Genomic DNA, 15,678 nt, shown 5'->3' on the forward strand with positions numbered 1-15,678 from the left:
TCTGAGCATTGATCGGGGTTGCTCAAGCGCTGGCCGGACGTTGCTCAAACACTGACCGGTGGCTGGAACGCCGGATGCTGCCGTGCAATCTCGGCGGCAGCTTCCCGGGCTTCTGTGGCCTGGCGTGCCACTTCACGTACAGGAAGATTCTTGAGGCGATGGTCCGACCAGACCTGGCGCCAACGGCGCGCACCCGGCAAGCCATTCCACAGACCCAATGCATGGCGCATCGCCTGGGACCAGGGGCGGCCTTGCGCCACTTGCCGCTCCAGATAAACCAGCCAGAGCGCTTCAACGGCCTCGCGGTCCACCACGGGCGCCTCTGACGCGCCGAAGAAACGCTGATCCCAGCCTGCCATTTGCCAGGGCTCGTGATACGCCTGGCGGCCCACCATCACGCCATCGACATGCGCCAATTGCGCTTCAATGACGTCGTCGGTCTTGACGCCGCCATTGATCGCGATGGTCAGCGCGGGGAATTCCTGTTTGAGGCGGTGCACCAGTTCATACCGCAGCGGCGGGATGTCGCGGTTCTCCTTGGGTGAGAGACCTTGCAGCCAGGCGTTGCGCGCGTGGACGATGAAGACCTCACACCCGGCATCGGCGACGGTGCCCACGAAATCGCGCACGAAGTCGTAGCTCTCGATCTTGTCGATGCCGATGCGATGCTTGACGGTGACAGGGATGCTCACCGCATCCTTCATCGCCTTCACACCATCGGCCACCAGCGTGGGTTCGGCCATCAGGCAGGCACCGAAGGCGCCGCGCTGCACACGTTCGCTCGGGCAGCCGCAATTGAGGTTGACCTCGTCATAGCCCCATTGCTCGGCCAGCTTGGCGCAAGCGGCGAGATCCGCCGGCTCGGACCCCCCAAGCTGCAGCGCCACGGGGTGCTCCTGCTCGCTGAAGTCCAGATGACGAGGCTGGTCGCCATGCAGCAGCGCACCGGTGGTGACCATCTCGGTGTAGAGGAGCGTGTGGCGGGTCAGGAGACGGTGGAAATAGCGACAGTGGCGGTCGGTCCAGTCCAGCATCGGGGCTACGGAAAGCCTCCACGGACTCCAAGCCATTGATTTATACGGAGAATCAGACATCTTTGAGGCGTGTGCCGTAGCACGGAGCTGTAGAAATTTCCCCTGGGGTGCACTTTGCAACTGGCACCACAGTGCTGCGACGACGCTGCCTAGGCGGGCGGTAGCAAAACAAGAATCCGGGGAAGGCTCGCAAGAGCAATGGGATCGATTATCCCGCCGAACGGGAAGTGGCGTGCCCGGGTGCGCCGACGCGGAGCTTCAACCCAACGAAGACGTTCGCAGCAACGATTCGCGACGACACCTATGTTAGGTCCATTCAGGTGGGCAGCGAAGCCTGCCTCGGGGGCACGATCTCGTCCGACTTCCCAAACCACGGTCGGACTCTGATACCTCGAAAACAGAGGGCAACATACAATTTAATCCAATCGGACCGGTCAATACATGTATATATGCAGACGGAGAGGTGGTAACGCATATAGCTCCGCAAATCTACAATTCGACTTTAAATCGATTACCACCAACCTCCCAAATTCACCAATCACGCCGATGCCACGGAGATGGGCAATTCGGCAGGCCCTTTGCCTAGCGAAGTCAAATTCAATGGCTTTACTCTTTCATTTCAGTTATCGGAGCGCCAATGACTGCCAAATCGCTTGAAGTGGGTTCGACTTATTATCGAATAGCGTACGCAGACGTCGATGAGACGATGCCAAGTGTCGAGCCACTCGTCTACGTAGGAACGAACTTCTTTGGCCCGCATGCGGATGGAATAGTAAGCTACTATTTCCAGGATACGGTTTCTGCAACACGATTCGGCTTGAAAACCCCCACACCGATAAGCTTCCAAAATGGCAGTACCTCAGATGCAAACGGCAACCTGGGTGGAAATCTCGAACGAATATTTTCAAGACACGAAGCGAGCGAAATCGGAGAGACAATAGTTGATCTACTTACTCTTCCCCATGTCATTAACTCGGCGATTGAACGAGCGCAAGCGAAGGGATTCCCCAAACTGGCAAAGGCAAAAGGACGATGGGTCTAACAGACTGAAATATTGCCGTTCAGCGCCGCTGTAGCTCATCTGGCGAATTGCAGGTGGGCACGCAAGCGCTGATGATCGTTGAGCTGCGAAGGCGTCCTTTATGCCTGGGGCCACACGGGCTGATGACGGTGACACCTGAGGCCTCGAACGTGCTGTGTCTCGCGTCGCGGCAGCGAACCCGTTGGCCGCCGCGATCGCTGCGATATAGCCATCGGCCGTGACAGACGCCATTCCGCCACCGTGGTGACGGAACGGAACGAGGCCTTCATCGCCTGGGCGTCGATCCACTCGGAACGCCTCCGAACTGAGCGCCCTGAACTGCGCACCCCAGCGGCGCTTATGCGTTTGCGGGCTACCCTAGCAACAATATCTTCCTATTCCTGCGGCCAGGCGGCACAACAGAATTCTCGTGTCCTCCATCCCTCACGAAAAAGGAACGAGATGCGTCCGACTCCAAGCGCCGCCAATTCACGACTGCCCCACTCGCTTCGCAACACCTGGCTCTGCGTTGCGCTTGCCGCAGCCGCCTTGCCGGCCTTGCCGGTATTGGCCGCACCACCGGCTTCGTCGCTCGCCACTCCGGACCAGATCTCGCTCGATGCCCTGGCTGTGCAGGTGAACAAGGACAACAGCTATCCCGTGTTGAAGGCGCAGGCCAAAGCCGCCTATGCGCTGGCGTATGGCGGCAACGTCAGCACCGAAGCCGCCAGCCGGCTCGACAACGCCATCAAGGAACTGGCGTTCAGCGCGATCCAGAAGGCGGTCAACAGCGACCCCTTCAATCCCAAGGTGTACTGGCTGAACGCTCCCCCGCACGACCTCCCCGGCGTGACAGTACCCGGCGGTCGTTATTCCTACGACAACCCGGACAACATCTACCGGATCATTCCCATCAACGGGTCATCCCGCTATGTCATCCAGGGCAAGCGCACCTTTCCCGGCCCGACTGACGTCACGTTCTCTTTGATCAGCAATCCGAACTCGCAGCAGACGGTGGCCATTCTGGCGGGCAACGATCTGGTCGTGAATCCGGATGGCAGCTTCACGATCACCGTGGACAGTTCACCAGCCGACGGCCGCGTCAATCACATCCAGTCCAATGGCCAGGCGCAGCAACTCTTCGTGCGCAACAACCTGGGCAACTGGAATACAGAGACGCCGGACATCCTCAGCGTCAAACGCCTGGACGACGGCACCACCCACGCCCCCAAGGACGCCTTCGCCATCGCGGCCACCGCGTGGCTGAACCTGCAGGAATCGATCGTCGACTACGGCGTCGGTGCGCTGGGGCTCAAGACGCACACCAATGCCGTCAACACCGTATCCACGCCATCCATTTCATCGACCCTGGGCACACTCACAACGCAAGCAAGCTCGTTCGGCCATTTCAGGCTGGCCGACGATGAAGCGCTGGTGGCAACGGTCAAGACGGGCGGCGCAGGCTACCTGGTGTTCCCCGTGACCGACCCGTGGCTGGTGACGGTCGATCCCATCCAGCACCAATCCAGCCTCAACAATATCCAGGCGACACCCAATGCCGATGGCAGCTTCACCTTCGTGCTCTCCGTGAAGGACCCCGGCGTGGCCAATTGGATTGATCCCGTCGGCTTGCATGAGGGCACGCTGATGGTGCGGTGGCAGAACCTGCCGGCCACGAGCCCGGCCAGCGGTGGGCCGGCCATCGATACGCAGGTGGTCAAGCTGAGCAACCTGGCGAGTGTCCTGCCGGCTGGCACCAGGTATGTGACTGGCGATGAACGCACCGCGCAACTGGTCAAGCGCGCCGCGGGTTATGCCCGCAGGGCGGCGCTGCAATAGCCGTCAGGACCAGCTGATCAAGAGAGCGCGGGCAGCACCGGCATGGGCGCCACCCTCTCTTGCCGGCTCACTTCAACAGCAGCTCCACCAGCGCCGGATCCATGCCCTTGGGCGCCTGGCTGCAGTCATCCTGCACCCACTTGTAGACGGTGGTCTGCTCCATCTTGATGGGCATGCCTTGCGCCGTGCCCTCCAGCTTCCACCCCAAGGTGGCGCTGGTCTTGCCAGTGACCTTGTAGGTCCCCAACCCGCCGCCCTTGAGCTGGCCGTTGCAGCTCATCTGGATGCTGCCACTGGTGGAATCGCTGGGCGACACCTGGAAGGTGCATTGCTCGGTGCTTTGCGGCTTGGGAAGCTCAAACGTCCCGGATTCCTGGCACGACAGGCTGGGTGAGCCTGCCGGCAGCCCCAGTTGCTGCATGCCCGCCACGAGGGCGCTCTTCTGCTGCGCCGTCAAGGCACCGTTGATGTCCAGAATCGTGGGCAGCTTCTTCCCATTCATGGTGCCGGCCGAGCTGCTGGCCCACAGGCCAGGCTTGACGTTGACCGTCTGGGCTTGTGCGGCGCCCGTGCCCCACGTCAGCGCTGCGCCAGCAGCGACAGCAACACCGGCACGCAAGAAATTTGGCTTCATCCCAAGTCATCCAACAAAGTGATGCGGCAGCTTAACGGCCGGACGCTGTCTCCCTGGGCCCCCCAACAGGGGACGGCAGCTCTGCCGATCCGCCGGCTGCAGGTCCGCCAGGAGGCGCCAGGCGACGCCAGGGGGCGCCCATCCCTGTTCCGGGCGCTCCTTCATGGGGCACCCTCCCCACCGGGAGCGTGTGTCAGCAAACGTACCCGAGTTGTTTCTGCGCGACTTCCCCGTATGTATCCCACTTTGCTGCGCTGACACGTCTTCCTAGACTGGCTCGTACGCCTCATCGGCCTTGCAGGGACACCAGTCATGAACCACTCGTTCGCGGGCGCTCGCCGCCGGCTTTGCCGCACCCCATCCGCCCCGCACCGCCTGGCTGCGGCATTGGGCCTGACCGCGACGCTCTCCCTGCTGTCACCACTGGCAGCCTTGGCGCAGGCAACGGGTACCCCACCCGGCACACCCACAGCCGCCGACACCGCCCCGCAGAAGCTGGAGAAGGTCGAAGTCACCGGTTCCGCCATCAAGCGGTTGGCCGATGAAGGCGCCCTGCCCGTCCAGGTGATCAGTCGGCAGGACATCGTCAAGGCCGGCGTCACCACGGCCGCCGAGTTGATGGCCACCGTTTCGGCCAGCAGCAAGGGGCTGACCGATGGTGTGAGCATCGGCACGGGCGGCTTCAAGGACCAGATGGGCATGAACTCGGCCAACCTGCGCGGCCTGGGTACGTCGTCCACCCTGGTGCTGCTCAACGGCCGGCGCATGGCCAACTTTGCCTCCCCGGGCGATGACAACGGCGTGGACCTGAACAACATTCCCGCCGCGGCCATCGAGCGGGTGGAAGTGCTGCTGGATGGTGCCTCGGCGCTTTACGGCACGGACGCCATCGGGGGCGTCGTCAACTTCATCACCCGCAAGGACTTCCAGGGCCTGCAACTGGACGTCTACGGCGGGTTCTCCGGGGAGGGCGGCGCCGGCAAGCGCACCGGCTCCATCTCCGGCGGGCACGGCGACCTGGCGCGTGACGGCTTCAATGTCTTCGGCGTGCTGGATTTCCAGCGCACCGATGCCCTGCGTACCTCACAACGCCAGTTCATCTCGGACCTGCGCATTCCGGAGCGGCTGCCTCACCTGCTCTCCGGGGTGACCTTCCCCGGCAACATCCGGCTCAGCAGCGACCAGCGGGACTACCTGCAATCCGTCGGGTTCACGATCAACGGCAAGCCCATCGTGAACCGCACCATCAACCTCAGCGCGCCCGATTGCCAACCGCCGCACACGCTCTACCTGCCCGGCGGCATCGGTGGCGAGGATGCCTGCACCTACGACTACATGCGGGACCTGGAGCTCTACCCGAAGACCGAGAAGACCGGCTTCCTGGGCCGAGGCGTGCTGCAGATCAACGAGAACCACCAGGCCTTCGTCGAATACTCCTTCAGCCGCGCCCGCAGCTGGTACGTCGGCACCAGCAACCGCATCGATGCCGAGCTGGATGTCGCCCTGATTCCGGCCCTGGCCAACACCGGCCTGGGCGACGCGCTGCCCGATGACCGCAGCATCCTCGTGCGCACCCGCATGATGGAGGCCGGCAACCGCGCCAGCCAGTTGACCAGCACCGGCAGCCGTATCGTCGTGGGCATGACCGGCACGGCTGGGGGCTGGGATTACGACTGGGGCTACAACCAAAGCGTCAACCGCGTGTCCGACCGGGACGTTCGCGGCTACCTGCCGGAAGACGAGACGCTGCAGGCCTATGCGGACGGCATCCTCAACCCGTTTGGGCCTTCCAGTGCGGAGGGGGTGGCGCTGTTGAAGTCACTCAACATCAACCAGGAAGTGCGGCGCGCCCGGGGTGTGATGGACTCGCTGGACGCCAAGATCTCGCGCACGCTGACGCGCCTGGACGGTGGCGACCTGGCGGTGGCGCTGGGGGCAGAACTGCGCCGCGAGAAGGCCACCTCCGCAGCCAGCGACCTGCTGATCTCGGACAACATCCTGGGAGACCCGTCGCCAGGCGATGCCCAGTTCACCAACAACTCGCGCAAGGTCTGGGCCGCCTATGGCGAGCTGCTGGCACCGTTCGCCAAGGGCTGGGAGGCGCAGCTCTCGCTGCGGCATGACCGCTACCAACGCATCGGTGCCACCACCAATCCCAAGGTCGGCCTGCGCTGGGCGCCGGTGCGCGAGCTGACGCTGCGCGCCTCTGCCGGTACCGGCTTCCGCGCGCCGTCGATGGATGACCTCTACCGCCCCACCAAGGTGGCGGTGACCTCGGTGCTGCCGGACCCCGTCTGCATGGCAGAGAACGACAACGACCTGAGCTTCTGCGCAGACGCCTGGGAGACCCATACGGCGGCCAACCCCAAACTGAAGCCGGAGAAGTCCCGCCAGTTCAGCCTGGGCTTCCTGGCGGACCCTTCCCCGCTTTGGAGCGTGGGCATGGATTACTGGAACATCCAGAAGCGCAACCTGATCAGCACGCTGGGCGACGACGTGATCCTGTCCAACCTCGCCAAATACGAGCCGCTGGTGCATCGCTACAACGAAAACGAAGGCCTGGCCGGCTGTGACTACGACCCGGACGATTCCGAGATCTGCTTCATCGAGCTGAACAAGGAGAACCGCGGGCGGGAGAAGGCCTCAGGGCTGGACCTGACGCTGCAGCTGCGGTCAGTGGCCTCGGACTGGGGTCGCTTCTCCGCGAAACTGGTGGGCACCTGGACGTTGACCTCCAAGCGGCAGACTGGCGATGGCGACCCCTACATCAGCAACCTGGGGCGCTTTGTCACCGACGGCGTGGTGCAACGCTGGCGGCATCGGCTGAACCTGGACTGGGCGCGTGGGGACTGGAGTGTCAACCTGGCCAACAGCTTCTACAGCGGGTACACGGATCAGAACTCGGCCATCGACACCGACACCGGGACGGTGGTGGAGAAGAACAAGGTGAAGGCGTATTCGCTGTGGGATCTGTCCGGGGGATGGGAGGCGACAAAGGCGTTGTCACTGCGGGCGGGTGTGAAGAACCTGTTCGACACCTCCCCGCCGTTCTCGAATCAGGCGTATTTCTTCATCTCGGGATATGACCCGAGTTACACCGACCCACGGGGAAGGTTCTTCTACCTCAGCGCGAGTTATCGCTTCAAGTGATGGCGTGGGGCGCTACGCCCCTGCCCTCACCTCACTCCACGATCAGCTGATACGTCACCGCCTGGTACATGCTGGGCAGGGAACCGCCGAATTCCACCGTATGCCGTCCAGGCGACAGCGGCTTCAACATGGCGTAGTAGCCGTTGGCCGCTGCCGGGTACATGCGGCGCGCCGGCAAGGCCTTGGCGCCCAGGTCGAAACAGGCTGGGGACAACTGCCGATGTTGCGCCATCTCGGTGAACCGAACACCATCTACCGCCAGCACCAGTCCTCCCGGTGCGTTGGTCAACCTGGCCGCGTCGGTCATCACCTGCATGCACGAGACTTCATGGCCATACGGGGGATAAGCGACATAGTTGATCAAGGGAAAGAACAGGTACTTGCCTTGCGGCACATGGCAGGTCCGCACTGCACGCTTGGTTCCGTAGGTACCCGCCAGAAACCACACATCGCCACTCTGGCCGTTGGTGCATAAATCACCGGTCTTGTCGGCAATCGGGCTCATCTCCATGGGAAAGGAACCTGCCCATTCCCACCACCGCTGCGACCACAGGGCCTGGGAGGCACCGGCCACCGTGTCGTCCGGAGGCACCAGCACCGAATCTTCGGCATGGGCAAGACTGGCCATGACCAGTGCCAGGCTGGCGACAGCCCGCAGAGATGAATTTCGCATAAGTCGTGACGATCTGATCAGAACGGGCGCGATCATAATCACCCAGATGCCCGGGGTAATGTGACGCGAGACACCGCCAGAACATCCCGCATCACAGAACATGTCGGTGCGCCTTGCCACAGAGCATGGCCACCTCACGGGAGAGAATTGAATGCCAGACCACACCGCGCTCCCGGCTCACGCTGGCAGCACCACCCCACAGACGCCCCAGACGGTGCACCCCGACCTCGTCAGCGAAGACTTCGTCCGCGTCGCCAGCTTTGCCTCACCCACCGAGGCCTACGTCCTGCGCGGCGTCCTGCTGTCCGCTGGCCTCTCCCCCCGCGTGACCGACGACAACACCGGCCAGGGCAACCCATGGGTAACCCAGGCCGTGAATGCGGTGGGTGTGCTGGTGCCGGGGCCGGAAGTGGGTGCTGCCCGTGATGTCATGGCGGCCTTTGATGCTGGTGCCTATGAACTGCCGGACGAGGACACCACGGCACCGGCCGTTTTTGACACGCAACCGGCCCTGCTCTTCAACCCCGACCGCGCCGCACTGCTCAGCCTGCTGTTGACGCCCATCTTCGGCGTGGCCGTGCAGATGGCCAACGCCCGGAAGCTGGCCGCCCGTGAGGGCCGAATCAGTCAATGGATGTGGCTGGTCGTCCTGACCGCCCTCAGCCTGCTTGCGGTGTTGGGAACGCATGAGTTGAATCCGGGGTGGGCGGTCGCCTTCCGTGCCAGCATCTTTTCGCTGGGCGGCCTTACCGCCACCTGGTATTTCATCAGCGGCCGCTTCCAGAGCAAGCGCTTCATCGCTGCCTATGGCCCGCACTATCGGCGCAAGAGCCTTCTTGCGCCGGCCCTGGGCGCTGTTCTGGGTTGGCTGGTGTTGGGAGCGCTGCTGACTGAACTGACACCGTAGCGAGCCTCTCACACCGGCTTGTTCAGAAACGCCATGGCCCTCGGGTCATCCACATAGGTGACGTTGATCCGCAACCAGGGGCAAAGCGCCTGATCGGGCGTGAACACCGACCCTGGCGAAAAACTCACCCCACGCGCCGCCGCCCGCGCCACCAGTTCCGCTGCGTCGTCCACCCCCGGCCAACGCGCCCACAGGAACATGCCACCCGAGGGCCGGCAAAAGAGCTGCCAGCCAGCCTGGTTCAGCACCCGGCTGGCCTGCGCCAGTTGACGGTCCAGTCGCCGCCGCAGCCGCTCCACCAGTTTGCGGTAGCTGCCGTTTTCCAGCATCACCGTCAGCACCTCCTCCGCAAAACGGGAGGACGTGATGCTGGTCAGCATCTTGAGGTCTACCAGCCTCTTGACCAGTTCCGGCGCCGCCGCCACAAAACCCACCCGCAAGGAGCAGGAGAGGCTCTTGGAGAAGCTGCCGATGTAGATCACCCGGCGCAGTTGGTCCAACGCCGCCAGCCGCGGCGAGGCGCTGTTCTGGAAGTCCGCATAAATATCGTCCTCCACCACGTTGAATCCGTGTTTCTCCGCCAGCTGCAGGATGCGATGCGCGGTGGCCACGGAGATGGTGCTGCCGGTCGGGTTGTGGAAGACGCCATTGACGAAGAACAGCTTGGGCTGATGGGTCTCCAGCAGCCGCTCCAGCGCCTGCACGTCCGGGCCGTTCACGGTGCGTGGCACGCCCACCATCTGGATGCCTTGCAGCTTCAGCAAGCCAAACAGGTTGTAGTAGCCCGGCGTCTCCACCAGCACCGTGTCCCCCGGCCGCAGCAGCAGCCGGATCAGCAGGTCCAGCGCCTGGCTCGCCCCGCTGGTCAGCAGGAACTGGTTGGCAGGGGCCTCAATGTCCATCGCAAACAGCCGCCGGCTCAGCGCCTTGCGCAGGCCGGGGCTGCCCAGTGGCGTGCCGTAGTCAAACAGGCCGCCCCGGTCCCGCCGGACGGTCTGTCGGATGGCGTACGCCATGTCTTCACTCTCCCGCCAGGCGTCCGGCAACCAGCCGCAGCCCAGCTTCACGCTGTCGCCCTGCTCGCGGAAGAGATGCCAGAGCTCGTCCGTGACGCTCTCCGCCTCCTTGGGGTTGGCCAGCCCGGCTGAAGGAAAACGCGAGGCCCCGTCTTCCACGTAATAGCCCGAGCCCGGCTGAGAGCGCGCCAGACCGCGTGTGACCAGCCGGTCGTAAGCCTCGATCACCGTATTGCGGCTCACGCCCAGGTCGGTCGCCAGGCTGCGGATGGACGGCAGGCGGGCGCCCGGTGCATACACCCGACGCCCGATATGGGCCTGCAGGCCCTGCTCCACCTGGTCGGCCAGCGGGGTGTCGGAGTCACGTTGGATCTGGAGATTCATGGTCGGGCTCGGCGATGGGAACTGTTTCTGAAACGGATGGGTACGGTTGGCCTTGGAAATGCGGAACTGTGTCTGTGCTTGTACCCATGTCATGACTATCCTGCAATCCAAGCGGGCCCCCATTGCATTGAATTCAGGGTGGGAGGTCCAAGGAGAAGGGGCCTCGACGCCACAGAGGTCCTCCAACGAGGGAGCTTTTGCAGGCATGGAACAACGACAACATCCGGCGTGGCTGGCCGGCGCACTTTGTGTCATCACCACCGGCGTCAATCTGCAGGCGCCGCTGTACGCGACCTATGCGCGTGCAGATGGCGTCGGGGTGATGGCCACCACCATCGCCTTCTCGTTCTACGTCGCCGGGGTGCTGCCGGTATTGCTGGCCCTGGGCGGCCTGTCGGACCGGATCGGCCGGCGCCGCGTGATGCTGCTGGCGCTGGCCCTGTCCGCCCTGGGCACCGCGCTGATGATGGCCCACCCGCATGTCACCACGCTGGCGGCGGCCCGGTTCATCCTGGGCACCGGCACGGCGCTGATGTCGGCCACCGCAACGGCCTACATGTTGGAATTGTTTGGTGGCGCGCGTGCGTCCCGCGCCGCCAACTGGGTGACGGCGAGTACCTCCATCGGTTTTGGGCTTGGCCCGGTGCTCACCAGCCTGTGCCTCATGTTCCAGGAAAGCGTGGCTCCGCCCAGCTTCCTGCTGCACCTGATGGCTGTCGCCGTCTCCGCCGTCCTGGTGTGGCGGCTGCCGGAAACCGTCCGGCAGCGCAGTGGCCCGCTGGGGCCGATGCTGCGCCTGCCTTACGTCACCCGCGATGGGCTGTGGTTTGGTGGCGCCATCCTGCTGTGCTGGGCCACCACGGGGCTGGTGATCTCCATCCTGCCCTCGGCGCTGGCCGTGCACGGGCTGTCGCGGTATAGCGGCCTGGCCACCATGCTGGCCATCAGCTGCGGCCTGCTGTTCCAGCCGATGGCGCGCCGCCAGGAGCCGCGCCATGCTGTGCGCCTCGGGTTGATGATCCTGGTGCCGGCCTATGCGGTGCTGGCCTGGGGGGCGTGGTCCGGCACGCTGGTTGCGGTGCTGCTGGGCTCGCTGGCCGCCAGCAGCGCCTGTTATGGCTTTGTCTATCTCGGCGGCCTGGCCGGCACGGCGGAAGCGGCCGGCGCGGAAAAGACCCGCGCCACGGCCGCCTACTTCCTGATGGCCTATATCGGCTTCAGCGTGCCGGTGATCTTCACCGGCCTCCTGGCCGACCGGTATGGCACCGCCACCGCCCTGCTCGCGTTCGGGCTGCTGCTGGCCCTGGGCACGGTGGCCCTGCTGGGGCGCCGCATGCCCCAGCCTGCGGACTTCGCCGAACTACCCACCCGTCCCGCCGAAGCCTTCGGCAAGCAATGACCCACCCAGGAGTCGCCATGCACTTCAAGAACATTGTTCGCGAAATCCGGGAGCTACCCTGGGAGCAGCTGGACGGCCAGGAACTGCAACGGCTGATGTTCATCTCGGCGGTGTATGCCCGGGAGTTTGCCGAGGCCCTGCGCATCGCGCTTCGGGTCTACCCCGAGCGGCCCGAACTGCACGCCATGGCGCGGGGTGAACTCGACACGACCAACCTGCGCTACGGCGACTTCACGCAGGCTGGGGACCACGCCGACTTCCTGTCCTTCTTCCTGCAGCGCCACGGGGTTCGCGGGGACACGCTGCTGCTGCAGCATGCCAGCACCTACCTCAGCGCTTGTCGGCAGCTGAGCCCGGAGGTGCGGGCGATGTCGGTCTTCAGCCGCGAGGAGGAGCTCTCCGGCATCTTCCGGCAGATCCTGCAGGCGCCGGATTGGACCGCGCCCGCCCTGCCCGCCTTCCAGTTCTACCTGGAACAGCACATCCTCTTCGACGCCGCCGAAGGTGGTCACCACGATCTGACCCGCAGCTTCGCCGTTGATGACCGGCTGGTGCCGTTCTACACCGCCCGGCTCAATACCTACCGGTCCATCCCCCGGCTGTTCGAGCGCAAGCCGCTCGTCGAGATCGCCGCCTGAGCGGCCTACCCGGCGATACGTCGCGCCATGGCCTGGGCAAACCGCATCGCACTGCCCTGCGCAAACGGCAGGTTCAATGAGGGCTCGCAGATCTCGAGTTCCAGCACGACGGGCTGCCCGTCGTCATCGCGGATCAGGTCCACCCGGGCATACAGCAGTGGCTCATCCAGTTGGAGATGGGCAGCGGCGGCGCGCAAGGCCGCGCCCGCCACGGCCCGCTCGTCCGCGTCGGCATCACGGGCCTGGCGGAGGTCCTGGGTGGGCACATGCACCGTGCCGTCGGCCATCAGCATCGCGCTCTTGCGAATGGCATGGCTGTATTCGCCGTCGAAGTACGCCAGGTTGGTCTCACCCGCCTGGTCGATGGCCGGCAGGTAGGGCTGGAGCATGACGTGATGACTGCGTTGCTGCAGGGTTCGAACGTAGTCACCAGCCTGCGCGGCCGCCCGCCGTGGAAAGCGCCGCACATCGCGGGAATAGGCGCCCACCACGGGTTTGACGACGATCTCGCCGGCGCGCGGGTGCAGCGCCAGAAACTCGTCGCAGACCCTCTGCGCTTGCTCGTCCGGTGCCACGAACCGCGTCGGCACCACCGGCACACCGTGGCGGGCCAGGTCGCCCAGATAACGCTTGTCCAGGGACCAGCGGGCCACACGGGGCGGATTGAACAGACGGGTGACCGGGGCCACCCGGTCGCACCAGCCCATGAAGGCGGGCAGCACGTCCACATAGTTCCAGGGAGAACGAAGAACCGCTGCGTCAAAGCGGTCCCACGCCACGGCTGGATCCTCCCAGTCGCACACCTGTGCCTCCAGGCCCAGTGCCTGGCAGGCCTCCAGCAGCAGGGGCATGTCGAAGTCGATGGGCAGGCTGCCAGCGCTGGTCACCAAAGCGAGAGTTTTCATGATGAATCTAAATGAATTCGGGCAACGTGGTCGGGCCGCCTCTTCGGCAACCCATGACCAGGGAATGAATCCGGCACCGCAGGAGGCCATGGGGCCGCCGCGGCGTCACCATGGGATCTGGCGGCCCAGGTGCATGTATTGGCCGGTAGGGCCGTCGCTGTCCAGCAGCGCCATGCGCACGCTCGTCTGCGCGCCCTGCGGTGGCTCCAGTTCCCCCGCGCCGTCGTTCATGTCGGTCTTTGTATAACCGGGATGGACGGCATTGACCTTGATCGGCGTGTCGCGCAGTTCATAGGCCAGGTGGACCGTCCATGAATTGATGGCGCTCTTGGAGGCGCTATAGGCCGGCAGCGACTTGAACATCGCGCTGTAGGCGTAGGAGCCCGGGTCGCTGTGTGTGCCCAACGAGGCCAGCAGGCTGGAGACGTTGACAATGCGTGCCGACGGCGCCTGCCGCAGCAGCGGCAGGAAGGCCTGCGTCACGGCCACCACGCCAAAGAGGTTGGTGTCGAAGGTCTGGCGCCATTGCTCCAGGGGCTGCTCGGACGGGTGGCGGCCGTATTGCTCGATGCGGATGGCGGCGTTGTTCACCAGGATGTCCAGCCGGCCGTAGCGATGGCCCACGCCTTGCACGGCGGCAGCGATGCTGCGGGGGCTGGTCACGTCCAGCACCAGCGCCTCGACGTCCAGGCCTTCGCTGGCCAGCACCCGGGCGGCCTCGGTGGCCGCCGCGCTGCGGCGGCCGCTGAGCAGCACACGGACGCCTTGCCCCGCCAACTGGCGGGCGATTTCAAGACCGATGCCACGATTGGCGCCCGTCACAAGCGCGAGTTTTGGTGTTGGCGTGGGCGTGGGCATGGGCGAGGGAGTGGAATTTGGGGTGGGCATGAAGAATCCTCAAGCGAGGGAGAGGGACAGTGCCGCAGCGGCGTCAGGCCGTGCCAATGGGATCGCGGCCAGGAACGCCGCGATAGGCGGCCCAAAGCGCGCATGGTCGACCAGGAAGGCGTCGTGCCCTGCCGCCGACGCCAGCGCCAGGAAAGTGACACGGGTGCCGCCCTCACCCAGTCCGTTTGCGATCTGACGCTGCTGCGCCAGCGGAAACAGGATGTCGCTGTCCACACCGATCACCAGGGCACTGTGCAGGCGCAATTGCGCCAGCGCGGCGTCGGCATCGCCACCGGCCTGGTCCCCCAGGTCGAACCCGTCAATGGCGCGGCTGAGATACAGATAGGCATTGGGATCAAACCCTCGTACGAAGCGATGCGCATGGCAGGCCAGGTAGCCCTCCACCGCGAAGTTCATGTCCAACTGATCGGTCCCTGCCGCACTGGTGCCCGTGTAGGCGGCGTCCAGTCTGTCCCGGCCGAACCGCTCATTCCATTCCGTGGCGGACCGATAGGTGATCAGCCCCAGCTTGCGGGCCGCGAGCATGCCCTTGAGGGGGAAGCACCGGGCGTCGTAACGCCCCTGCTGCCAGTCCGGATCGGCCTGGATGGCCTCGCGCTGCAAGGCGCGGACGGCAATGGCAAAGGCCTGCGCATGCACCGCCCCGGAGAGGTTGACCAGATGACGTGCCAGGCCGGGATGGCGGCCCACCAGGGCCAGCGAGGTCATGGCGCCCATGGACGCCCCCACCACCGCCGCCAGCTCGGTGATGCCGAGTGCGCGCACCGTATGGGCAGCCGCGTCCGCGATGTCCTCCACCGACAGGGCCGGGAAGTCCGGCCCGTAGGGAAAACCGGTGGCGGGGTTGATCGACGCGGGCCCCGTCGAGCCTTTGCAACTGCCCAGGGAGTTGACGCACACCACGTACCAGCGGTCCGTGTCGATCGGCCGCCCCGGGCCCACCATGGCCTCCCACCAGCCCGGCGCCGGATCGTCGGCATGAGCGCTGACATGGGCGTCCGGCGAGAGACCGGTGAGTATCAGCACCGCGTTGCTGCGGGCCGCATTCAGCCGGCCCAGGGTCTCATAGGCGATGCGGGCGCCGGTCAGCCGGCCACCGCGCTTCATCGTGAAGCCGTCGGGCAGCGCCACAAAACGTGTGGCGCGAGGGATGAACTCCAACATGTAGA

13 protein-coding genes are annotated in these 15,678 nt (G+C 64.8%); 6 read left to right on the forward strand and 7 right to left on the reverse strand.

Annotated features, from left to right (window positions below):
* Window positions 1-44: 44 nt before the first annotated feature.
* Window positions 45-1,034, reverse strand: a complete 990-nt coding sequence (gene dusA, locus BMY53_RS19535) for a tRNA dihydrouridine(20/20a) synthase DusA (protein ID WP_404947893.1) — start codon at window positions 1,032-1,034, stop codon at window positions 45-47.
* Between the two features lie 637 nt (window positions 1,035-1,671).
* On the opposite strand from dusA, the gene BMY53_RS25535 reads away from it, so the two are divergent.
* A complete protein-coding gene (locus BMY53_RS25535; protein ID WP_143074155.1) occupies window positions 1,672-2,076 on the forward strand; it encodes a hypothetical protein in 405 nt (134 codons plus the stop codon).
* Between the two features lie 441 nt (window positions 2,077-2,517).
* Complete coding sequence (locus tag BMY53_RS19540) at window positions 2,518-3,894, forward strand: DUF1214 domain-containing protein (RefSeq protein ID WP_143074156.1); 1,377 nt, start codon at window positions 2,518-2,520, stop codon at window positions 3,892-3,894.
* 67 nt (window positions 3,895-3,961) lie between these two features.
* Here BMY53_RS19540 and BMY53_RS19545 read toward each other — a convergent pair whose 3' ends face one another.
* Window positions 3,962-4,528: a DUF3617 family protein gene (locus BMY53_RS19545; protein WP_092948173.1), complete on the reverse strand. Its 567-nt coding sequence runs from the start codon at window positions 4,526-4,528 to the stop codon at window positions 3,962-3,964.
* A gap of 312 nt (window positions 4,529-4,840) precedes the next feature.
* Between BMY53_RS19545 and BMY53_RS19550 the strand changes: the two genes are divergently transcribed.
* Complete coding sequence (locus BMY53_RS19550; RefSeq protein ID WP_092948174.1) at window positions 4,841-7,678, forward strand: TonB-dependent receptor; 2,838 nt, start codon at window positions 4,841-4,843, stop codon at window positions 7,676-7,678.
* 31 nt (window positions 7,679-7,709) lie between these two features.
* On the opposite strand, the gene BMY53_RS19555 is transcribed toward BMY53_RS19550, so the two are convergent.
* Entirely contained in the window at window positions 7,710-8,306 is a 597-nt protein-coding gene (locus BMY53_RS19555) for a hypothetical protein (RefSeq protein ID WP_143074157.1), read from the reverse strand.
* 196 nt (window positions 8,307-8,502) lie between these two features.
* On the opposite strand from BMY53_RS19555, the gene BMY53_RS19560 reads away from it, so the two are divergent.
* Window positions 8,503-9,258, forward strand: coding sequence for a hypothetical protein (locus BMY53_RS19560; RefSeq protein WP_092948176.1), 756 nt, complete (start codon window positions 8,503-8,505; stop codon window positions 9,256-9,258).
* An 8-nt stretch (window positions 9,259-9,266) separates the two neighbouring features.
* Here BMY53_RS19560 and BMY53_RS19565 read toward each other — a convergent pair whose 3' ends face one another.
* Window positions 9,267-10,658, reverse strand: a complete 1,392-nt coding sequence (locus tag BMY53_RS19565) for an aminotransferase-like domain-containing protein (RefSeq protein ID WP_092948177.1) — start codon at window positions 10,656-10,658, stop codon at window positions 9,267-9,269.
* Window positions 10,659-10,863: 205 nt separating this feature from the next.
* Here BMY53_RS19565 and BMY53_RS19570 point away from each other — a divergent pair, with 205 nt between their 5' ends.
* Complete coding sequence (locus BMY53_RS19570) at window positions 10,864-12,057, forward strand: MFS transporter (RefSeq protein WP_092948178.1); 1,194 nt, start codon at window positions 10,864-10,866, stop codon at window positions 12,055-12,057.
* Between the two features lie 17 nt (window positions 12,058-12,074).
* The gene (locus BMY53_RS19575; protein WP_092948179.1) at window positions 12,075-12,695 is read left to right on the forward strand and encodes a DUF3050 domain-containing protein; all 621 of its coding nucleotides are present in this window, start codon (window positions 12,075-12,077) and stop codon (window positions 12,693-12,695) included.
* Between the two features lie 5 nt (window positions 12,696-12,700).
* Here BMY53_RS19575 and BMY53_RS19580 read toward each other — a convergent pair whose 3' ends face one another.
* From BMY53_RS19580 to BMY53_RS19590, 3 genes are all read right to left on the reverse strand, one after another.
* A complete protein-coding gene (locus BMY53_RS19580; protein WP_092948180.1) occupies window positions 12,701-13,600 on the reverse strand; it encodes an ATP-grasp domain-containing protein in 900 nt (299 codons plus the stop codon).
* Window positions 13,601-13,705: 105 nt separating this feature from the next.
* A complete protein-coding gene (locus tag BMY53_RS19585; protein WP_255370292.1) occupies window positions 13,706-14,488 on the reverse strand; it encodes an SDR family oxidoreductase in 783 nt (260 codons plus the stop codon).
* Window positions 14,489-14,497: 9 nt separating this feature from the next.
* A complete protein-coding gene (locus BMY53_RS19590; protein WP_092948265.1) occupies window positions 14,498-15,673 on the reverse strand; it encodes a homoserine O-acetyltransferase MetX in 1,176 nt (391 codons plus the stop codon).
* Window positions 15,674-15,678 lie beyond the last annotated feature (5 nt).

Origin of the sequence: Roseateles sp. YR242, assembly GCF_900109745.1 — a bacterium.
GTDB lineage: Bacteria > Pseudomonadota > Gammaproteobacteria > Burkholderiales > Burkholderiaceae_C > Roseateles.